This is a genomic window from Enterobacter sp. C6, assembly GCF_008122455.1.
Taxonomy (GTDB): domain Bacteria; phylum Pseudomonadota; class Gammaproteobacteria; order Enterobacterales; family Enterobacteriaceae; genus Enterobacter; species Enterobacter pseudoroggenkampii.
This window is the reverse complement of record NZ_QPFW01000213.1, coordinates 16,942-35,352: the sequence shown is the minus strand read 5'-3', so window position 1 is coordinate 35,352 and position 18,411 is coordinate 16,942. Positions and strand designations below refer to the sequence as shown.

Sequence of the window (18,411 nt, the reverse complement as noted above, 5' to 3'; positions counted from 1 at the left end):
GAGAGCTGCGCCACGTCAGTTTGTACCTTCAGGGCCGCCAGCGGGCTGCGCAGCTCGTGGGCCGCATCGGACGTAAAGCGGCGCTCGCGGGTCATCATCTCCTGGGTGCGCGCGAAGAGATGATTCAGCGAGTCGAGCAGGGGACGTACTTCTGTTGGTACGCCCTCCGTCGGCAGGTTATCTGTGGCATCCGGCGAGCGGGAGCGCAGGGTCTGTGCCAGCTTTTTCAGTGGCTTCAGCTCCCGACTGAGGAGGAGAACCAGCAGCAGCAACATCACGGGCAGCGCCACCAGCCAGGGGGTCAGCTGCGAGCTGACCACGTCCATCGCCATATCCTGGCGGTACTCCCACTCCTGACCGACCACCACGCGGTACTTCCCGTCGGGTGAGGTCAGCCACAGGAAACGCCATTCGTCGTTGTCGTCCTGCAGCTGCCCGTTAGCAAACCCGTCGCGGCGATAGTGGTACGGAATATCGCGCCCGTTCTCGCCGTCGTTGAGGAGCATTTTGCCATCGACGGCGTAAATGGCGAAAGCCAGCGCGTCGTCATCCAGACGACCATGCTTCACTTTTTTGGGGATCTCACGCATGCGTTCGGGGGCGCGGATCTCGTCAAGATCCATCGTCAGCAGCCGTTTGGCAAACAGCATCTGCTGCGTGTCGAAGAGCTTATCCAGCTTGTGGGTGGTCTGCTGCCAGGCCACCAGGCTGGCGGCAAACCATGCCGTCAGGGAAAGCGCTAAAAAAAGGAGCGTCAGGCGCAGCTTCAGGCTCAGGCGTTGCGTCAGCTTCATGCGTCACCCAGGATATAGCCGATGCCGTGCACGGTGCGGATAAACTCGCTGCCAAGCTTGCGGCGCAGATGATGAACGTGGACTTCGATGGCGTTGCTGGAGACGTCGTCGTCCCAGGTATAAAGCTTTTCCTCGATAAGCTTTCGCGGCAGCACCCGGCCCGCGTTACGCATTAACAGCTCCAGCAGCGCGAACTCTTTCGGCTTCAGCGTCAGCGGCTCACCGTCCAGCGTGGCGACGAGTCGGGTCGGATCGAGCGTGACCTTGCCGTGGCGTAGCTCGCTATGCGTCTGGCCGTGGCTGCGGCGGACCAGCGCCTCAAGGCGGGCGCCGACTTCAATCAGCGCGAACGGCTTGCAGAGATAATCATCCGCGCCAAGACGCAATCCTTCGACGCGCTGGTTAAGCGCATCCCGCGCCGTCAGGATCAATACCGGCTCGCTGCGCCCGCTTTCGCGCCACGCGCGCAGGATGTCCAGACCGTCGATTTCCGGCAGCGTCAGATCCAGCACCACGGCATCGTAGGGCGCAGAAGCGAGCGCGGCCTGACCGGTTTTACCGTCGGTAAACCAGTCCACGCTAAAGCCCATTTTGCTTAACCCCGCCTTGATACCGTCACCGATTAACCTGTCGTCTTCTACCAGTAAAATGCGCATGTTCCCTCCTTGATGCCGTCAGTAAACCCTCTGTAAGCGCCTGCTGTACAGCAATAATAAATAAATTTTTCCCTTAAGAAGTTGTTAAGGATTACCCTGTTTAATGGACTGCGAAACCAGATTAAAGGGAGAGTTAATATGAAAAAATTCGCTGCTATTGCCGCCATCATGATGATGACCACTGCCCCCGTTTTTGCCGCGCAGGGCGGATTTAACGGCCCGTCTGCCGCACAGACCCAGACCCAAACGCAGGCAGGCGGTTTTGTTGATAATGACGCCAACCTCACCACCGCGGTGAAGGTGAAAGAGATGAAGGACGACAGCTGGGTGAAGCTGCGCGGGAACATCACCCAGCGCCTGTCCGATGACCGTTACACCTTCCGCGATGAGACCGGCACGGTGAACGTGGAAATTGACCACAAGCGCTGGAACGGCGTGACCGTCACCCCTCAGGATAAAGTGGAAATCCAGGGCAAGGTCGATAAAGAGTGGAACGATTTTGAAATCGACGTGAAGCAGGTCATTAAGCTGAACAAATAACCCGGAAAGGGCCGCATAAGCGGCCCTTTTTCTTTGTGACTCAACTCGCCAGATAAGGTAGTATCTGCGGCAATATTGCCTGAAACCCTTCGGTTTCTGAGTTGAGGAATCACACGTAATGAGCGATATGGCAGAGCGCCTCGCGCTACATGAATTCACGGAAAACGCCTACCTGAACTACTCCATGTACGTCATCATGGACAGGGCGTTGCCGTTTATCGGGGATGGCCTGAAGCCCGTTCAGCGCCGCATCGTCTATGCGATGTCCGAGCTGGGGCTGAACGCCACCGCCAAGTTCAAGAAATCCGCCCGTACCGTCGGTGACGTGCTGGGTAAATACCATCCGCACGGCGACAGCGCCTGTTATGAAGCGATGGTGCTGATGGCCCAGCCGTTCTCTTACCGCTACCCGCTGGTGGATGGCCAGGGGAACTGGGGGGCGCCGGACGATCCGAAATCCTTCGCGGCGATGCGTTATACCGAATCCCGTCTGTCTAAATATGCCGAAGTGCTGCTGGGCGAGCTGGGTCAGGGGACCGTTGACTGGGTACCGAACTTCGACGGTACGCTGCAGGAGCCGAAGATGCTGCCTGCGCGTCTGCCGAATATCCTGCTGAACGGCACCACCGGTATTGCGGTCGGTATGGCGACGGACATTCCGCCGCACAACCTGCGTGAAGTGGCGAAAGCCGCCATCACCCTGATTGAGCAGCCGAAAGCCTCGCTCGACGATCTGCTGGATATCGTGCAGGGTCCGGATTTCCCGACCGAAGCCGAAATCATTACCTCGCGTGCGGAAATCCGCAAAATCTACCAGAACGGTCGCGGCTCCGTGCGCATGCGCGCGGTGTGGAATAAAGAGGACGGCGCCGTGGTGATCACCGCGCTGCCGCATCAGGTTTCCGGTGCCAAAGTGCTGGAGCAGATCGCCTCCCAGATGCGCAATAAAAAGCTGCCGATGGTGGACGACCTGCGCGACGAATCTGACCACGAGAACCCGACCCGTCTGGTGATCGTGCCGCGATCCAACCGCGTGGACATGGAGCAGGTGATGAACCACCTGTTTGCCACCACCGATCTGGAAAAAAGCTACCGCATCAACCTGAACATGATCGGCCTCGACGGACGCCCGGCGGTGAAAAACCTGCTGGAGATCCTCACCGAATGGCTGACGTTCCGCCGCGATACGGTTCGCCGTCGTCTGAACCATCGTCTGGAGAAAGTGCTTAAGCGCCTGCATATCCTCGAAGGTTTGCTGGTGGCGTTCCTCAATATCGACGAGGTGATTGAGATCATCCGTACCGAGGACGAACCGAAGCCCGCCCTGATGTCGCGCTTTGGCATCAGCGAAACCCAGGCCGAAGCGATCCTCGAGCTGAAGCTGCGCCATCTCGCCAAACTGGAAGAGATGAAGATCCGCGGCGAGCAGAACGAGCTGGAAAAAGAGCGCGATCAGCTGCAGGCGATCCTCGCGTCCGAACGCAAGATGAACACCCTGCTTAAGAAAGAGCTGCAGGCCGATGCCGATGCCTTCGGCGACGACCGTCGTTCTCCGCTGCACGAGCGCGAAGAAGCGAAGGCGATGAACGAGCACGACATGCAGCCGTCCGAGCCGGTGACCATTGTCCTGTCGCAGAGCGGCTGGGTGCGCAGCGCCAAAGGCCACGATATCGACGCGCCGGGGCTCAGCTACAAAGCGGGCGACAGCTTCAAAGCGGCGGTGAAAGGGAAGAGCAACCAGCCGGTGGCGTTTATCGATTCCACCGGCCGCAGCTACGCCATCGACCCGATCACGCTGCCTTCCGCGCGCGGGCAGGGCGAGCCGCTCACCGGCAAGCTGACGCTGCCGCCGGGCGCGACGGTTGACCATATGCTGATGGAAGCCGATGAGCAGAAGCTGCTGCTGGCGTCCGATGCGGGCTACGGCTTTATCTGTACCTTTAACGATCTGGTTTCCCGCAACCGTGCCGGTAAGGCGCTGATTAGCCTGCCGGACTACGCCCACGTGATGGCACCGCTGGTGATTGAGAACGAAAGCGACATGCTGCTGGCGATCACCACCGCCGGACGTATGCTGATGTTCCCGGTCAGCGATCTGCCTGAGCTGTCAAAAGGCAAAGGCAACAAGATCATCAACATCCCGTCGGCGGAGGCCGCGAAAGGCGAAGATGGCCTGGCGCACCTCTTCCTCCTGCCGCCGCAGAGCACGCTGACCATTCACGTCGGCAAGCGCAAAATCAAGCTTCGTCCGGAAGAGCTGCAGAAGGTGGTGGGTGAGCGCGGTCGCCGCGGCTCGCTGATGCGCGGTCTGCAGCGCATCGACCGCGTGGAGATTGACTCTCCTGCACGCAGCACCGCGGGTGACAGCGAAGAGTAATGTCGTGATATCCCCCTCTGTCCGGAGGGGGAATTTCAATAAAATTTCCCGTAAAATCGTTGTTAATTCGTGCGTTGCGATTAACAATACGCGCTCGTAATAAAGTCCTTACCTGGCCACAGGTGAAGTATAATTGTCAGCTGTTGGGGCTTCAGAGGTCGCTATGCTATATATTGTTCGTCTTATTCTTACCGTTATCTACTGCATCCTGGTCTGTATTTTCGGCTCTATTTATTGCCTGTTCAGCCCGCGTAATCCGAAGCATGTCGCCACCTTCGGCCATATGTTTGGTCGCCTTGCGCCGCTGTTCGGTCTGAAGGTTGAAAAACGTCTGCCGGAAGGGGCGGAGAATTTCGGTAACGCCATCTATATCGCCAACCATCAGAACAACTACGATATGGTGACGGCCTCTAATATCGTGCTTCCACCGACCGTGACGGTGGGCAAAAAAAGCCTGCTGTGGATCCCGTTTTTTGGTCAGCTGTACTGGCTTACCGGTAACCTGCTGATCGACCGTAACAACCGTGCAAAAGCGCATAGCACCATTGCGGAAGTGGTGAATCATTTTAAAAAGCGCAAAATTTCAATCTGGATGTTCCCGGAAGGGACGCGTAGCCGCGGCCGCGGCCTGCTGCCGTTTAAAACCGGTGCGTTTCATGCCGCAATTGCGGCAGGTGTTCCAATTATTCCTGTGTGCGTTTCCAATACTTCGAATAAGATTAATCTTAACCGCCTGAATAACGGGCTGGTGATTGTCGAAATGCTGCCACCCGTCGATACCAGCAAATACGGTAAAGATCAGGTGCGCGAGCTGGCCGCGCACTGCCGTGATCTGATGGCTGAGCATATTGCGCTGCTCGACAAAGAAGTCGCAGAGAGAGAAGCCGCCGGTAAGATTTAATCCGGCGTTGAAGGGAAAACGAATTCCCGCGTTGTTAGTCGTTTCAGATGGAGCTTATATGTCACTCAGTCGGCGTCAGTTTATTCAGGCTTCGGGGATCGCCCTTTGTGCGGGTGCGATGCCGCTGACAGCCAGCGCCGCCGGGCAGCAACAGCCGCTGCCTATTCCGCCACTCATTGAATCCCGTCGTGGTCAGCCGCTTTTCCTGACGCTGCAGCGCAGCCACTGGTCCTTTACCCAGGGGACGCGTGCGCCGGTCTGGGGCATTAACGGACGTTACCTTGGGCCGACCATTCGCGTGTGGAATGGCGATGACGTAAAGCTCATCTACAGTAACCGCACCCCTGAAAATGTCGCCATGACCATCAGCGGCCTGCAGGTGCCTGGCCCGTTGATTGGCGGCGCGGCGCGCATGATGTCACCCAGCGCCGACTGGGCGCCCGTTCTGCCGATTCGCCAGAGCGCGGCAACCCTGTGGTATCACGCCAACACGCCTAACCGCACGGCGCAGCAGGTCTATAACGGCCTGGCCGGCATGTGGCTGGTGGAAGATGAGGTCAGCAAATCCCTGCCGATCCCGAACCACTACGGCGTGGATGACTTCCCGATTATCATCCAGGACAAACGTCTGGATAATTTCGGTACCCCGGAATACAGCGAACCGGGCAGCGGCGGCTTCGTTGGCGATACGCTGCTGGTAAACGGCGCGCAGAGCCCGTATGTAGAAGTGTCCCGTGGCTGGGTGCGCCTGCGTCTGCTCAACGCGTCTAACTCGCGCCGCTATCAGCTGAAAATGAGCGATGGTCGTCCGCTGCACGTGATCTCCGGCGACCAGGGCTTTTTACCGGCGCCGGTTTCCGTCAAACAGCTGGCGCTCTCGCCGGGTGAACGTCGCGAAGTGCTCATTGATATGACCAATGGGGATGAAGTGTCTGTCACCTGCGGCGAAGCGGCCAGCATTGTTGACCGTATTCGCGGGTTCTTTGAACCGTCGAGCATACTTGTCTCGACCCTGGTGCTGACCCTGCGTCCAACCGGTCTGCTGCCGCTGGTGACCGATAGCCTGCCAATGCGTCTGCTGCCGCAGGAGATCATGAGCGGCTCGCCGGCGCGCAGCCGTGATATCAGCCTGGGCGACGATCCGGGGATCAACGGCGCGCTGTGGGACGTTAACCGCATCGACATCACCGCGCAGCAGGGCACCTGGGAGCGCTGGACGGTTCGCTCGGATATGCCGCAGTCGTTCCATATTGAAGGGGTGTCATTCCTGATCCGCAACGTTAACGGCGCTATGCCGTTCCCGGAAGATCGCGGCTGGAAAGATACCGTCTGGGTGGACGGTCAGGTTGAACTGCTTGTCTACTACGGTCAGCCTTCGTGGCCACACTTCCCGTTCCTGTTCCACAGCCAGACGCTGGAGATGATGGACAGGGGCTCCGTGGGGCAGATGCTGATCAATCCGGCACCGTAAATTGCTTTTCTCCCTCTCCCTGTGGGAGGGGGATGGGGTGAGGGCAACAGCCTGCATAATACCCCTTCATTTCCCACATTGATCCAGCGTATAATCCCGCTCCTTTTGTCTATTTTTTCTTCGGAAGCATTATGAGCGCAATTTCCCTGATCCAGCCGGATCGTGACCTCTTCTCCTGGCCCCAGTACTGGGCGGCCTGCTTTGGACCGGCGCCGTTCCTGCCGATGTCCCGGGAAGAGATGGACCAACTGGGCTGGGACAGCTGCGACATTATTCTGGTCACGGGCGATGCCTACGTTGACCACCCGAGCTTCGGCATGGCCATCTGTGGCCGTATGCTTGAGGCGCAGGGCTTCCGCGTGGGGATCATCTCCCAGCCTGACTGGAACAGCAAAGACGACTTTATGCGTCTGGGTAAACCCAACCTGTTCTTCGGCGTGACCGCGGGCAACATGGACTCGATGATCAACCGCTATACCGCCGACCGTAAGCTGCGTCATGACGACGCCTACACGCCGGATAACGTGGCGGGTAAACGTCCGGACCGCGCGACCCTCGTCTATACCCAGCGCTGCAAAGAAGCCTGGAAAGACGTGCCGGTGATCCTGGGCGGCATCGAGGCGAGCCTGCGCCGCACCGCGCACTACGACTACTGGTCAGATACCGTTCGCCGCTCGGTGCTGGTGGACTCCAAAGCCGACATGCTGATTTACGGTAACGGCGAGCGTCCGCTGGTAGAAGTGGCGCACCGTCTGTCGCAGGGCGAGCCGGTGAGCAGCATCCGTGACGTGCGCAATACCGCCATCATGGTGAAAGAGGCGCTGCCCGGCTGGCGCGGCGTGGATTCCCGCATCATTGATATGCCGGGCAAAATCGACCCGATCCCACACCCGTACGGTGAAGATCTGCCGTGTGCCGATAACAAGCCGGTTGAGCCGAAAAAAGCGGAAGCGAAGGCTATCGTCGTGCAGCCGCCGCGCCCGAAACCGTGGGAAAAGACCTATGTGCTGCTGCCGTCCTACGAGAAGGTGAAAGCCGACAAGGTGCTCTACGCGCACGCGTCCCGTATTCTGCACCATGAAACCAACCCGGGCTGCGCCCGCGCGCTGATGCAGAAGCACGGCGAGCGCTTTATCTGGATCAACCCGCCGGCGATCCCGCTTTCCACCGAAGAGATGGACAGCGTCTTTGCGCTGCCGTACAAGCGCGTGCCGCACCCGGCGTACGGCAACGCCCGCATCCCGGCGTATGAGATGATCCGCTTCTCGATCAACATCATGCGCGGCTGCTTCGGCGGCTGTTCCTTCTGCTCCATTACCGAACACGAAGGCCGTATTATCCAGAGCCGCTCTGAAGAATCGATCATCAACGAGATCGAAGCGATTCGCGACACGGTGCCGGGCTTTACCGGCGTGATTTCTGACCTCGGTGGCCCAACCGCCAACATGTATATGCTGCGCTGCAAGTCGCCGCGCGCGGAGCAAACCTGTCGTCGCCTCTCCTGCGTCTATCCGAGCATTTGCGAGCACATGGACACCAACCACGAGCCGACGATCAACCTCTACCGCCGCGCGCGTGACCTGAAGGGCATCAAGAAGATCCTCATCGCTTCCGGGGTACGTTACGACATCGCCGTGGAAGATCCGCGCTATATCAAAGAGCTGGCGACGCACCACGTCGGCGGCTATCTGAAGATTGCGCCGGAGCATACCGAAGAAGGCCCGCTGTCGAAGATGATGAAGCCGGGCATGGGCAGCTATGACCGCTTTAAAGAGCTGTTCGACACCTATTCGAAGCAGGCGGGTAAAGAGCAGTACCTGATCCCGTACTTCATCTCCGCCCACCCGGGCACGCGCGATGAGGACATGGTGAACCTGGCGCTGTGGCTGAAGCAGCGTCGCTTCCGTCTGGATCAGGTGCAGAACTTCTATCCGTCACCGCTCGCCAACTCGACGACCATGTATTACACCGGCAAGAACCCGCTGAGTAAGATTGGCTATAAGAGTGAAGAGGTGGTGGTGCCGAAAGGGGATAAACAGCGTCGTCTGCACAAGGCGCTGCTGCGTTACCACGATCCGAAAAACTGGCCGCTGATCCGCCAGGCGCTGGAAGAGATGGGTAAAAAACACCTGATCGGCTCGCGCCGCGACTGCCTGGTACCGGCCCCGACGCTGGAGGAGATGCGCGAAGCGCGTCGCCAGAACCGCAATACGCGCCCGGCGCTGACCAAGCACACGCCAATTGTGCATCAGCGTTCGAACGGTGGGGCGGGAACGAAGAAGAACGTAAAACGTAAGATCGGTTAAACCTGTAACAATGCCCGGTAGCGCTGCGCTTACCGGGCCTACAGGTCAGCGCGTAGGCCGGGTAAGGCCCGCCACCCGGCTTTTTTCTGCATAAGGGTAGGAGGCCCAAAATGAAAATAAGGAAGTTAACAGGAACGATGCTGATTGGCCTGACGTTATGCGGTTGTGTAATGCACCGCCAGACACAGCCAGAAGTGGAAGGACGTCTAATCGACAGCGCAGGTAAGCCAGTCTCTGGCGCTAAAATAACATTAGAGAGGGAGCAAACGCTTTCTGACGACAACGGTCGTTTTGCTTTTCAGAGCCAGCATGAGTGGATCTTTTTTCTGCCAATAGGCCCGATGGACTGGATTTATCACACCCCGCTCCAGATAAGTGTCAACGGAAAGGAATATGATGCAGAAGCAGGCGGCGGTCTCGGTGGGCCACATAAACTTGAAGGGAAAGCGTATAACGTTATTTGCACATTGCCTGATCTTCCCGGAGAAGCGAGATGTCAGTCCGGTTTATAGATTAAAACGAGCCCGGCGGAAGACCGGGCTCGTTTTAGGTATTACCCGCCAAACTGATCCGGGTCCGGCCCAAGCCGCTTACCCTTATCCAGCTTCGCAATCTCACCCAGCTCGTCTTTGTCCAGACGGAAATCCCAGACGTCGAAGTTCTCGGCGATGCGCGACGGCGTGACTGATTTCGGTATCACCACCAGGCCGTTGTCCAGATGCCAGCGAATGACGATCTGCGCCGGGCTTTTGCCGTATTTATCCGCCAGTTCGCGGATAATTTTTTGATCGAACACGCCCTGGCCACCCTGCGCCAGCGGGCTCCAGGACTCGGTCTGGATTTTATGCGTGGCGTTCCAGGCGTGAAGCTGACGCTGCTGCAGCAGCGGGTGCAGCTCGATCTGGTTAATGACAGGCGCGACGCCCGTCTCGTCAATCAGCCGCTGCAGGTGATGAACCTGGAAATTACAGACGCCGATGCTTTTCACCAGCCCCTCTTTCTGCAGTTCAATCATCCCTTTCCAGGCATCAACGTAGTGATCGATAGCCGGAACCGGCCAGTGCATCAGCCAGAGATCGACGAAGTCGAGCTGGAGTTTTTCCAGGCTCTCTTCCAGGGCTTCGCGGGGACGTTTTTGGTCGTCGTTCCAGAGTTTAGTGGTGATGAACAACTCATCGCGAGGGACACCGGCGCTGGCCAGTGCGGTACCCACGCCGTCCTCGTTTTTGTACGCGGCGGCGGTGTCAATCGACCGGTAGCCGACTTCCAGGGCTTTATGAATGGCGGAGACGACCTCGTCGTTACCGGCTTTCCATACACCTAGCCCCAGCTGGGGCATCACGTTGCCGTCCTGCAGCTTGATTACGGTTTGGTTTGCCATTTTTCCTCCTTCAGGTGCGCATCGCCGGAGGGTTCCTCCGGCGATGGGGTGTGCATTAAGTCTGGACGAAATGTCAAAAAACGAAAGTCGGGGGGACAAAAACGCTTAGCGTGCCGCCTCGTAAATACGACGGCTGACGTCCAGCGTGATGTCGCCGTGCTCGCCCAGATGGGTCATACCGTGCTCTTCGAGTTTCGCCAGCAGGGCAGGGATAGAGCTGCCGTCCAGGCCGTAGCCAGACAGACGCGTTGGCACGCCCAGACCTTCAAAGAAGCTGCGGGTCGCTTCGATGGCGGCATCAATACGCGCATCGTCAGAACCCTCGGTGATGTTCCACACGCGTTCAGCGTACTGCAGCAGTTTGGCGCGTTTGGTGTCGCGTTTTTCGTTCCACAGGGCAGGCAGCACAACGGCCAGCGTCTGAGCGTGGTCCAGACCGTGCATTGCCGTCAGCTCGTGGCCCAGCATGTGGGTTGCCCAGTCCTGCGGCACGCCAGCACCGATCAGGCCGTTCAGCGCCTGCGTGGCGGCCCACATTACGTTGGCGCGAACGTCGTAGTTTTCCGGCTCTTTCAGCGCTTTCGGACCTTCTTCGACGAGCGTCAGCAGAATGCCTTCCGCGAAGCGATCCTGAATTTTGGCATTCACCGGATACGTGACGTACTGCTCAACGGTATGAACAAAGGCGTCGACCACGCCGTTCGCCACCTGACGCGCAGGCAGGGTGTAGGTGTAAACCGGGTCCAGAATGGCGAACACAGGCTGAACGTGTTCGTTCATGAAGGCCTGCTTGTCACCGGTGGTTTTACGGGAGATCACCGCGCCCTTGTTGGATTCAGAACCGGTGGCCGGCAGGGTCAGCACGGAGCCCATCGGGATAGCGCTTTTGATGTCGCTGCCGCGGGTTTCCAGAATGTGCCATGGATCGATGCCGTCAGCGTAGTGCGCTGCCGCCGCGATGAATTTGGTACCGTCCAGCACGGAGCCGCCGCCGACCGCCAGCAGGAAGGTGATGTTTTCTTCGCGGGCGATTTTCACCGCGTTCATCAGCGTTTCGTAAGACGGGTTTGGCTCGATGCCGCCGAACTCACGAACGTCCAGACCGTCCAGCGCGCTGTAAACCTGATCCAATACGCCGGTTTTTTTCACGCTCCCGCCACCGTAGGTGATCAGCACGCGGGCGTCAGCAGGGATCTGCGCGCGCAGATCGGCGATAGCGTCTTTACCAAACAGAATGCGGGTTGGGGTGTGAAGATTAAAGTTGTTCATTGCTCGTTCCCTTTAGTGGGTGAAAAACCGTGGTGGCGCAGAGGGCGACCTGATGCTGCTCATTGTGGCCGCCCGGGGCTACGCCCTCAATGCACATTCCTGCCGATGTCTTGCCCATTTCTACAGAGCGCTGGAGAAAGCGCGGAAAACAACGCACACTGTCAACGTCGAAAACCGCACCCGGAGTAACGCAAGATGAACCGTGAGGCTATCTGCCAGCAGCTCACTGCGCAGATTAAAAGACTGATAGATAACGAAAATGGCGTCAGTGGCCTGCTTCCTGACATTCGCCTGCTTTATGGCACTCAGCCAGGGACGCGCACGCCGGTCATGTACCAGCCGGGCATCGTTTTTCTCTTCTCGGGCCATAAAATTGGCTATATCAACGAGCGCGTGTTCCGCTACGACACCAATGAATATCTGCTTCTGACGGTACCTTTACCCTTCGAATGTGAAACCTTCGCGACAGAGGCCGTTCCGCTGGCGGGTATTCGCGTCAACGTCGATATTCTGCAGCTGCAGGAGCTGCTGATGGAGATAGGCGAAGATGAACTCTTCCAGCCTTCGATGGCGTCGAGCGGGATTAACTCGGCGACGCTGTCGGAAGAGATCCTCTGCGCCATTGAGCGTCTGCTGGACGTGATGGAGAGGCCGCTGGACGCGCGCATTCTGGGCAAGCAGATTATCCGCGAAATTCTCTACCACGTGCTGCTGGGCCCGGGGGGCGGAGCGTTACTGGCCCTGGTGAGCCGACAGACCCACTTCAGCCTGATAAGCCGCGTGCTCAAGCGTATCGAGAGCCAGTACACCGAAAACCTCAGCGTCGACCAGCTGGCGGCGGAAGCGAACATGAGCGTCTCGGCGTTTCATCATAATTTTAAATCGGTGACCAGCACCTCGCCGCTGCAGTACCTCAAAACCTACCGGCTGCATAAGGCGCGGATGCTGATGATCCACGACGGCATGAAGGCCAGCGCGGCGGCGATGCGGGTGGGCTACGAAAGTGCGTCGCAGTTCAGTCGGGAGTTTAAGCGCTATTTCGGCGTTACGCCGGGAGAGGATGCGTCACGTATAAGAACGATGCAGGGAGTCTGACGAAAAACGTAGGCCGGGTAAGCGATAGCGCCACCCGGCTTTGTTGAATTATGCGCTGCAATACTTCTTCTTAATCACCACCGCGATAGTCCCCACCAGACCCGCCACCAGCAGGAACATCGGCAGCACCATCAGGAAGGTCATCACCTGATCTTCGTGGTGTTTCACGAAGGGGATCATATTCAGCGCGTAGCCGAGCGTTGTGACCACGCCAACCCACAGCAGGGCGCTCAGCCAGTTGAAGAACTGGAAGCGGCGGTTCGACAGGCCGGAAATGCCCGCCATCGTCGGCAGAAGGGTGCGGACAAACGCCAGGAAACGCCCCGCCAGCAGCGCCAGCAGGCCGTGCCGGTCAAACATGCAGGTCGCACGCTGATGATATTTATGCGGCAGCTGCGCCAGCCAGCTTTTGACGACGCGCGTGTTCCCCAGCCAGCGGCCCTGCAGATAGCTCAGCCAGCAGCCCAGGCTGGCTGCGGAGGTCAGGATAACCATCGTTGGCGTGAAGTCCATGACGCCTTTACCGATTAACGCCCCGGCAAGTAAAAGCAGGCTGTCACCGGGTAAAAACGAGGCTGGCAGTAATCCATTTTCCAGAAACAGAGTTGCGAACATCACGAAATAGACGATACCGACGACGTGAGGATCCGCCAGCGCGGCAAAATCGTGGTGCCAGAGCGCCGCGATAATATCTTGAATAACAGCCATGGACTTTCCTGTGGAACAGCAGATATAGCGCTATTGTACTCCCTTATTCATCCGTCGGGTTTGATCCCGGGCGCAACTCATGCAGACTTTTCCGCTTGCGGTGTCCACAAAAGCGTCCAGGGAGTACATTTTCAGCCTGCACTCTACACGATACGCTCGAACCCTGCTGCTAAATCCGCAATCAGATCGTCAACATTTTCTAAACCGATATGCAGTCGAATCAGGGTACCGCTGAAGTCCACGTCGCCACCGGGGCGCAGGGCCGCAATCTGTTCCGGCTGGTTAGCCAGGATGAGGGATTCAAAACCGCCCCACGAGTAGGCCATGCTGAAGAGGGTAAAATTATCCAGATAGCTTGCCAGCTCGTCATTATTCAGCCGTTTTTTCAGCACAAACGAGAACAACCCGCTGCTGCCCGTAAAGTCACGTTGCCAGAACTCATGGCCTTTACTGCCGGGTAGCGCGGGGTGATTCACGCGCTCAACCTGCGGATGCTGCGCCAGCCATTCGGCCACCTTCAGGCTGCTTTCATGGTGCTGACGCAGGCGAACGCCCAGCGTGCGGAGTCCGCGGCTGGTCATGTAGGCCGTGTCGGCATCCACCATCTGGCCCATCAGGTAGGCGTTTTCACGCAGCTGATCCCAGCAGCGCGCGTTGGAGACCGCAGTACCGATCATGCCGTCAGAGTGGCCAATCAGGTACTTCGTCGCCGCCTGAATCGAGATATCAATGTCGAAGTCCAGCGCTTTGAACAGCACGCCTGCCGCCCAGGTGTTGTCGATCATAACGATCGCCTCTGGCGCTTTGCTGCGCACGGCCTTCACGATAGCCGGCACGTCGTGAATTTCCATGGTGAGCGACCCCGGCGATTCCAGGAACACAATGCGCGTGTTTGGCTGAATAAGTTCGGCAATACCTTCACCAATCAGCGGGTCGAACCAGCCGGTGGTCACGCCGAGCTTGCTGAGAATTTTGGTACAGAAGTCCTGGCTGGGTTCGTAGGCGGTGTTGGTCATCAGGATGTGATCGCCCTGTTCCACGAACGCCAGAATGGTGTTGGCGACTGCAGCCGCTCCGCACGGGAACAGCGCGCAGCCTGCGCCGCCTTCCAGCTCGCACATCGCCTCCTGCAGAGAAAAATGGGTTAGCGTGCCGCGACGGCCATAAAACAGGCCGCCTTTCGCGCGGTTGCGCGTGGCGATTTTTTTCTCCTCAACGGTATCAAACACCAGCGAGGAGGCGCGTTGAATCACGCTGTTGACCGATCCCTGAGTATATTTTTTGCTGCGTCCTGCCTGTACCAGCGTGGTATCAAGATGCTTCTTTGTCATGTTCGCTAACCCTGTTTTTATACGTCTGGACGTCCAGACTACCACGATTGGAAAAAACTGCACCCGCAGGCTTATCGAATAAGCAGAAAATATTAGCAAAAAAACGCATAAGAAATTTTTACTGCGTAAGCGCAAGGAAAGTGAACGAAAATTGCGGCACTATGCAAATACTAATGAGAACTACTATCAATTCGACGACGTTTTGATATTATTACGTTCAGATTTTGTGATTTGCGTCCTGGAGATACAGAGTGGGTAATAATTTGATGCAGGCGGATCTCTCCGTTTGGGGCATGTATCAGCATGCTGACATCGTGGTTAAGATTGTGATGATCGGCCTGATTCTGGCGTCCGTTGTCACCTGGGCTATCTTCTTCAGCAAGAGCGCCGAGCTGCTTTCGCAGAAGCGTCGTCTCAAGCGGGAACAGCAGCAGCTGGCTGAAGCCCGCTCTCTGGATCAGGCTTCAGACATGACCTCATCCTTCCACGCGAAAAGCCTTACCACCCTGTTAGTGAATGAAGCGCAGAACGAGCTGGAACTCTCCGCGGGCAGTGAAGATAACGAAGGCATCAAAGAACGTACCGGTTTCCGCCTGGAGCGTCGCGTGGCGGCCGTTGGCCGACACATGGGGCGCGGCAATGGTTATCTGGCGACCATCGGGGCGATCTCACCGTTTATCGGCCTTTTCGGTACGGTCTGGGGCATCATGAACAGCTTTATCGGTATCGCGCAGACCCAAACCACCAACCTGGCGGTTGTGGCCCCGGGTATCGCAGAAGCGCTGCTGGCGACGGCGATTGGTCTGGTCGCGGCGATTCCGGCGGTGGTTATCTATAACATCTTCGCGCGTATGATTGGCAGCTACAAAGCCACGCTGGGTGACGTTGCCGCGCAGGTTCTGCTGCTGCAAAGTCGCGATCTCGACCTGAATGCCAGCTCGGTTAAGCCGGTGCACGCGGCGTCCAAACTGCGCGTGGGTTGATAGTATGGCGATGCGTCTAAACGAAAATCTGGACGATAACGGCGAAATGCATGAGATCAACGTGACGCCGTTTATCGACGTTATGCTGGTTTTGCTGATTATCTTCATGGTGGCTGCACCGCTGGCGACGGTGGACGTGAAGGTAAATCTGCCCGCCTCATCCAGCCAGCCCCAGCCGCGCCCGGAGAAGCCTATCTACCTGTCGGTGAAGGCGGATAAATCCATGTTCCTCGGGAACGACCCGGTGACGGCCGACTCTGTCATCCCGGCCCTGGATCAGCTTACGGGCGGTAAGAAAGACACCACGGTCTTCTTCCGTGCGGATAAAACCGTTGATTATGAAACCATGATGAAGGTAATGGACACGCTGCATCAGGCGGGTTATCTGAAGATTGGGCTGGTCGGCGAAGAAAAAGCGGCCAAAAAATAGAACGAAAGCTGGCGAAAGCCAGCTTTTTTGTTTTCTGCCACGCAACATCGTTATTATTTTCTGCTGTATATCCCCATTCTTCATATTTCCTTATCAATAAAGCAATAATTAATAATCCATTGATAGTTAAGTAAATATCAGTATTCGGCTGAGCCATTAAAATATATCGTTGGCTGAAATGGCGTCGGGGAATATCCCCACTACGCTTAAAAAAGATAATAAAAACAAACCTTCTTCGAAGGCTCTTTTCACCTGCACAGCAAGAGACTCCCTATGGCTACGATGACATGGCTGTATCCGCACGCGCCTCAAAACGATCTGTTTTCGCTTTCTGCCATTCGACGACGCGCCGACAGGCTAATACTGGTGCTCATCTGGTCGCTGTGGGCCATCTCGCTGGGGGTGGGCTATATCAACGAGAATATCGTGCAGGGGGCGATTATTGGCACCTCTCTGGCCTGTTTATCGACGCTGCTGACGCTGTTGTTTCCCGGCGCGCTGTTGCTCCGCCTGAGCTCTGCGTTTGTGCTAATGGCATTTTCCGCGCTGCTGATTCATCTGGGCGAAGGCGAAACTGAATACCATTTTTCGGTTTTTGTCCTGCTCTCCGCGCTCCTTGCCTGGCGAGACTGGCGCCCGCTGGTGATGGGGGCGGCGGTCATCGCGTTACATCATCTGGTGTTTAACTATCTGCAGGAGAATGACCTTTACGGCGTCGTGGTGTTCATGCACACCGGCTTTCATATGGTGGTTTTCCACGGGCTGTTTGTGGTGGTCCAGACCGCAATTCTGGTTCTGCTGGCGATACGAATGGAGCAGGACGCCCGCTCGGCGAGCGAGGTGGCAAGGCTGGCGGGGGTGATCAACCGTGAACCGGGGTACCTCACGCTGGCCGTCGATGCGGTCCCCGCAGAGTCTTCCTTTGCCCGCACGTTCAGCCTGACGCTGGGCACCATGCGCGCCACGCTTGAGCAGGTTAGCGCCAATATTGGGCAACTGCTGGAGGCATCCCGCGCGTTAGGACAGCGCAACAGCGCGCTGTCGGAACGTACCGATCACCAGGCAAGTTCGCTGGCGACGGCGGCCAGTGCGATGGAACAGTTAAGGGCTGTCGCCACCCTGACCAGTGAAAAAGCAAGCCAGGTTCGGGAGGTGGCGTTCAGTACCAGTAACGTGGCGGAGCAGGGGGGCCATAACGTACGGCAGGCGATTGCGGCGATGGAGCACATTCGCGTGGAGTCGCAGCGCATTTACGCCATTCTGGAGCTGATCGACGGGATTGCGTTTCAGACCAATATTCTGTCGCTCAACGCCTCGGTCGAGGCTGCCAGAGCGGGCGAAAATGGCAAAGGCTTCGCAGTGGTTGCCTCGGAAGTGCGTGTGTTGGCCCAGCGCAGCGAGGGGGCTGCAAAAGATATCCGCCAGCTTCTGACCGCATCGCAGGCAACCACGCTGCAGGGCGTCGAGCAGGTTGAGCAGGCGGGTATGACAATGAAGTCGATCATTGAGAGTATCGAAGGGCTTCGCTCTCTGCTGGAGGAGCTGTCGCAGATGAGCGAGCAGCAGCGGGCGAGCATTGCGCAGATGAACGACAGCATTGCCAGCATCGATGCCAGCGTGCAGGAGAACGTGCGTCACGTAGCGCAAACAGTGCAGGTGGCTGAAGCGCAGCGCCAGCAGACGGGTCAGTTAAAAGAGGCGATTGCCGTATTCAGATTTAATTAGCGTTGCGGTTCGGAGGGGGCGCTGGCACCAGACGCCAGCGCGTCTTCATCAAGCGCAACGCAGGCGACGTTTGAGGTACGGAACTCACCGTCTGACAGCTTGCGCGTCAGGCGCAGGGTGGCGATTTCTCTGGCAAGCAGATACTGGTAATTGGCCTCGAGGCGACCCAGAAGCTTCTCTTTCAGCTCTGGCCGCTGTTCCATGATGGCGTTCATCACGGCACCGTAAATTTCTTCTTTGACCTGTAGCGGATAAATTTCGCGGCGATTCTGCCATTTCAGCCGCACCAGCGTTGCCGGGATCGATACCAGGTCCTGGGTAATACGCGTCATCTCGTCATTTTTTGTGTTTCGCAGCGCATCGAGATTTTGCTTTAAGATAAATTCATCACTTTTCTTATCATCTAAAGTCAAATAAACGTCGTTGTTTTTAACTTCCTTCACG

General features: G+C 57.5%; 16 protein-coding genes and 1 pseudogene. 10 read left to right on the top strand and 7 right to left on the bottom strand.

Features of this window, described 5'->3' with window-relative positions:
- Both DOU50_RS10905 and qseB read right to left on the bottom strand, forming a co-directional pair.
- A pseudogene (locus DOU50_RS10905) lies at nucleotides 1–794 on the bottom strand (sensor histidine kinase N-terminal domain-containing protein); the annotation flags it as partial.
- A complete protein-coding gene (gene qseB, locus DOU50_RS10900) occupies nucleotides 791–1,450 on the bottom strand; it encodes a quorum sensing response regulator transcription factor QseB (protein ID WP_032650248.1) in 660 nt (219 codons plus the stop codon). The gene qseB and the pseudogene DOU50_RS10905, both read right to left, overlap by 4 nt.
- 138 nt (nucleotides 1,451–1,588) lie before the next feature.
- Here qseB and DOU50_RS10895 point away from each other — a divergent pair, with 138 nt between their 5' ends.
- The 6 genes from DOU50_RS10895 (at nucleotide 1,589) to DOU50_RS10870 (ending at nucleotide 9,557) form a co-directional block, all read left to right on the top strand.
- Nucleotides 1,589–1,990, top strand: a complete 402-nt coding sequence (locus DOU50_RS10895; RefSeq protein WP_023344926.1) for a YgiW/YdeI family stress tolerance OB fold protein — start codon at nucleotides 1,589–1,591, stop codon at nucleotides 1,988–1,990.
- Nucleotides 1,991–2,108: 118 nt separating this feature from the next.
- On the top strand, nucleotides 2,109–4,367 hold the full coding sequence (parC, locus tag DOU50_RS10890; protein WP_148769373.1) for a DNA topoisomerase IV subunit A: 2,259 nt from the start codon (nucleotides 2,109–2,111) through the stop codon (nucleotides 4,365–4,367).
- Between the two features lie 163 nt (nucleotides 4,368–4,530).
- Entirely contained in the window at nucleotides 4,531–5,268 is a 738-nt protein-coding gene (gene plsC / locus DOU50_RS10885) for a 1-acylglycerol-3-phosphate O-acyltransferase (RefSeq protein ID WP_024906505.1), read from the top strand.
- 58 nt (nucleotides 5,269–5,326) lie between these two features.
- Entirely contained in the window at nucleotides 5,327–6,739 is a 1,413-nt protein-coding gene (gene ftsP, locus DOU50_RS10880; protein ID WP_148769372.1) for a cell division protein FtsP, read from the top strand.
- Between the two features lie 131 nt (nucleotides 6,740–6,870).
- A complete protein-coding gene (locus DOU50_RS10875; protein ID WP_032650245.1) occupies nucleotides 6,871–9,045 on the top strand; it encodes a YgiQ family radical SAM protein in 2,175 nt (724 codons plus the stop codon).
- Between the two features lie 110 nt (nucleotides 9,046–9,155).
- Nucleotides 9,156–9,557, top strand: a complete 402-nt coding sequence (locus DOU50_RS10870) for a carboxypeptidase-like regulatory domain-containing protein (RefSeq protein WP_048990484.1) — start codon at nucleotides 9,156–9,158, stop codon at nucleotides 9,555–9,557.
- Nucleotides 9,558–9,598: 41 nt separating this feature from the next.
- Here the strand turns inward: DOU50_RS10870 and dkgA are convergent, their stop codons facing one another.
- Entirely contained in the window at nucleotides 9,599–10,426 is an 828-nt protein-coding gene (gene dkgA, locus DOU50_RS10865; protein ID WP_048990483.1) for a 2,5-didehydrogluconate reductase DkgA, read from the bottom strand.
- Between the two features lie 105 nt (nucleotides 10,427–10,531).
- Entirely contained in the window at nucleotides 10,532–11,695 is a 1,164-nt protein-coding gene (yqhD, locus tag DOU50_RS10860) for an alcohol dehydrogenase (RefSeq protein ID WP_024906510.1), read from the bottom strand.
- A 195-nt stretch (nucleotides 11,696–11,890) separates the two neighbouring features.
- Here yqhD and DOU50_RS10855 point away from each other — a divergent pair, with 195 nt between their 5' ends.
- Nucleotides 11,891–12,790, top strand: a complete 900-nt coding sequence (locus tag DOU50_RS10855) for an AraC family transcriptional regulator (RefSeq protein WP_148769371.1) — start codon at nucleotides 11,891–11,893, stop codon at nucleotides 12,788–12,790.
- 48 nt (nucleotides 12,791–12,838) lie between these two features.
- Here the strand turns inward: DOU50_RS10855 and yghB are convergent, their stop codons facing one another.
- Together yghB and metC are read right to left on the bottom strand one after the other, a co-directional pair.
- Nucleotides 12,839–13,498, bottom strand: coding sequence for a DedA family general envelope maintenance protein YghB (gene yghB / locus DOU50_RS10850; RefSeq protein WP_024906512.1), 660 nt, complete (start codon nucleotides 13,496–13,498; stop codon nucleotides 12,839–12,841).
- Between the two features lie 143 nt (nucleotides 13,499–13,641).
- A complete protein-coding gene (gene metC, locus DOU50_RS10845) occupies nucleotides 13,642–14,829 on the bottom strand; it encodes a cystathionine beta-lyase (protein WP_048990480.1) in 1,188 nt (395 codons plus the stop codon).
- Between the two features lie 251 nt (nucleotides 14,830–15,080).
- Between metC and exbB the strand changes: the two genes are divergently transcribed.
- The 3 genes from exbB (at nucleotide 15,081) to DOU50_RS10830 (ending at nucleotide 17,967) form a co-directional block, all read left to right on the top strand.
- Nucleotides 15,081–15,812, top strand: coding sequence for a tol-pal system-associated acyl-CoA thioesterase (gene exbB / locus DOU50_RS10840; protein WP_024906514.1), 732 nt, complete (start codon nucleotides 15,081–15,083; stop codon nucleotides 15,810–15,812).
- A 4-nt stretch (nucleotides 15,813–15,816) separates the two neighbouring features.
- Nucleotides 15,817–16,242 carry a TonB system transport protein ExbD gene (gene exbD, locus DOU50_RS10835; RefSeq protein ID WP_024906515.1) on the top strand — a complete coding sequence of 142 codons (426 nt, stop codon included), beginning with the start codon at nucleotides 15,817–15,819 and terminating at the stop codon, nucleotides 16,240–16,242.
- A gap of 273 nt (nucleotides 16,243–16,515) precedes the next feature.
- Complete coding sequence (locus tag DOU50_RS10830) at nucleotides 16,516–17,967, top strand: methyl-accepting chemotaxis protein (protein WP_148769370.1); 1,452 nt, start codon at nucleotides 16,516–16,518, stop codon at nucleotides 17,965–17,967.
- Here DOU50_RS10830 and DOU50_RS10825 read toward each other — a convergent pair.
- A complete protein-coding gene (locus DOU50_RS10825; RefSeq protein WP_148769369.1) occupies nucleotides 17,964–18,410 on the bottom strand; it encodes a cytoplasmic protein in 447 nt (148 codons plus the stop codon). The two genes, DOU50_RS10830 and DOU50_RS10825, sit on opposite strands and share 4 nt — an antisense overlap.
- Nucleotide 18,411: the final 1 nt, after the last annotated feature.

Bases quoted from the DNA above. Each gene is read 5' to 3' on its own strand.
- yqhD (WP_024906510.1), bottom strand. From the start codon at position 11,695: ATGAACAACTTTAATCTTCACACCCCAACCCGCATTCTGTTTGGTAAA.
- plsC (WP_024906505.1), top strand. From the start codon at position 4,531: ATGCTATATATTGTTCGTCTTATTCTTACCGTTATCTACTGCATCCTG.
- dkgA (WP_048990483.1), bottom strand. From the start codon at position 10,426: ATGGCAAACCAAACCGTAATCAAGCTGCAGGACGGCAACGTGATGCCC.
- yghB (WP_024906512.1), bottom strand. From the start codon at position 13,498: ATGGCTGTTATTCAAGATATTATCGCGGCGCTCTGGCACCACGATTTT.
- DOU50_RS10895 (WP_023344926.1), top strand. From the start codon at position 1,589: ATGAAAAAATTCGCTGCTATTGCCGCCATCATGATGATGACCACTGCC.
- DOU50_RS10830 (WP_148769370.1), top strand. From the start codon at position 16,516: ATGGCTACGATGACATGGCTGTATCCGCACGCGCCTCAAAACGATCTG.
- ftsP (WP_148769372.1), top strand. From the start codon at position 5,327: ATGTCACTCAGTCGGCGTCAGTTTATTCAGGCTTCGGGGATCGCCCTT.
- DOU50_RS10870 (WP_048990484.1), top strand. From the start codon at position 9,156: ATGAAAATAAGGAAGTTAACAGGAACGATGCTGATTGGCCTGACGTTA.
- DOU50_RS10855 (WP_148769371.1), top strand. From the start codon at position 11,891: ATGAACCGTGAGGCTATCTGCCAGCAGCTCACTGCGCAGATTAAAAGA.
- qseB (WP_032650248.1), bottom strand. From the start codon at position 1,450: ATGCGCATTTTACTGGTAGAAGACGACAGGTTAATCGGTGACGGTATC.
- DOU50_RS10875 (WP_032650245.1), top strand. From the start codon at position 6,871: ATGAGCGCAATTTCCCTGATCCAGCCGGATCGTGACCTCTTCTCCTGG.
- parC (WP_148769373.1), top strand. From the start codon at position 2,109: ATGAGCGATATGGCAGAGCGCCTCGCGCTACATGAATTCACGGAAAAC.
- exbD (WP_024906515.1), top strand. From the start codon at position 15,817: ATGGCGATGCGTCTAAACGAAAATCTGGACGATAACGGCGAAATGCAT.
- metC (WP_048990480.1), bottom strand. From the start codon at position 14,829: ATGACAAAGAAGCATCTTGATACCACGCTGGTACAGGCAGGACGCAGC.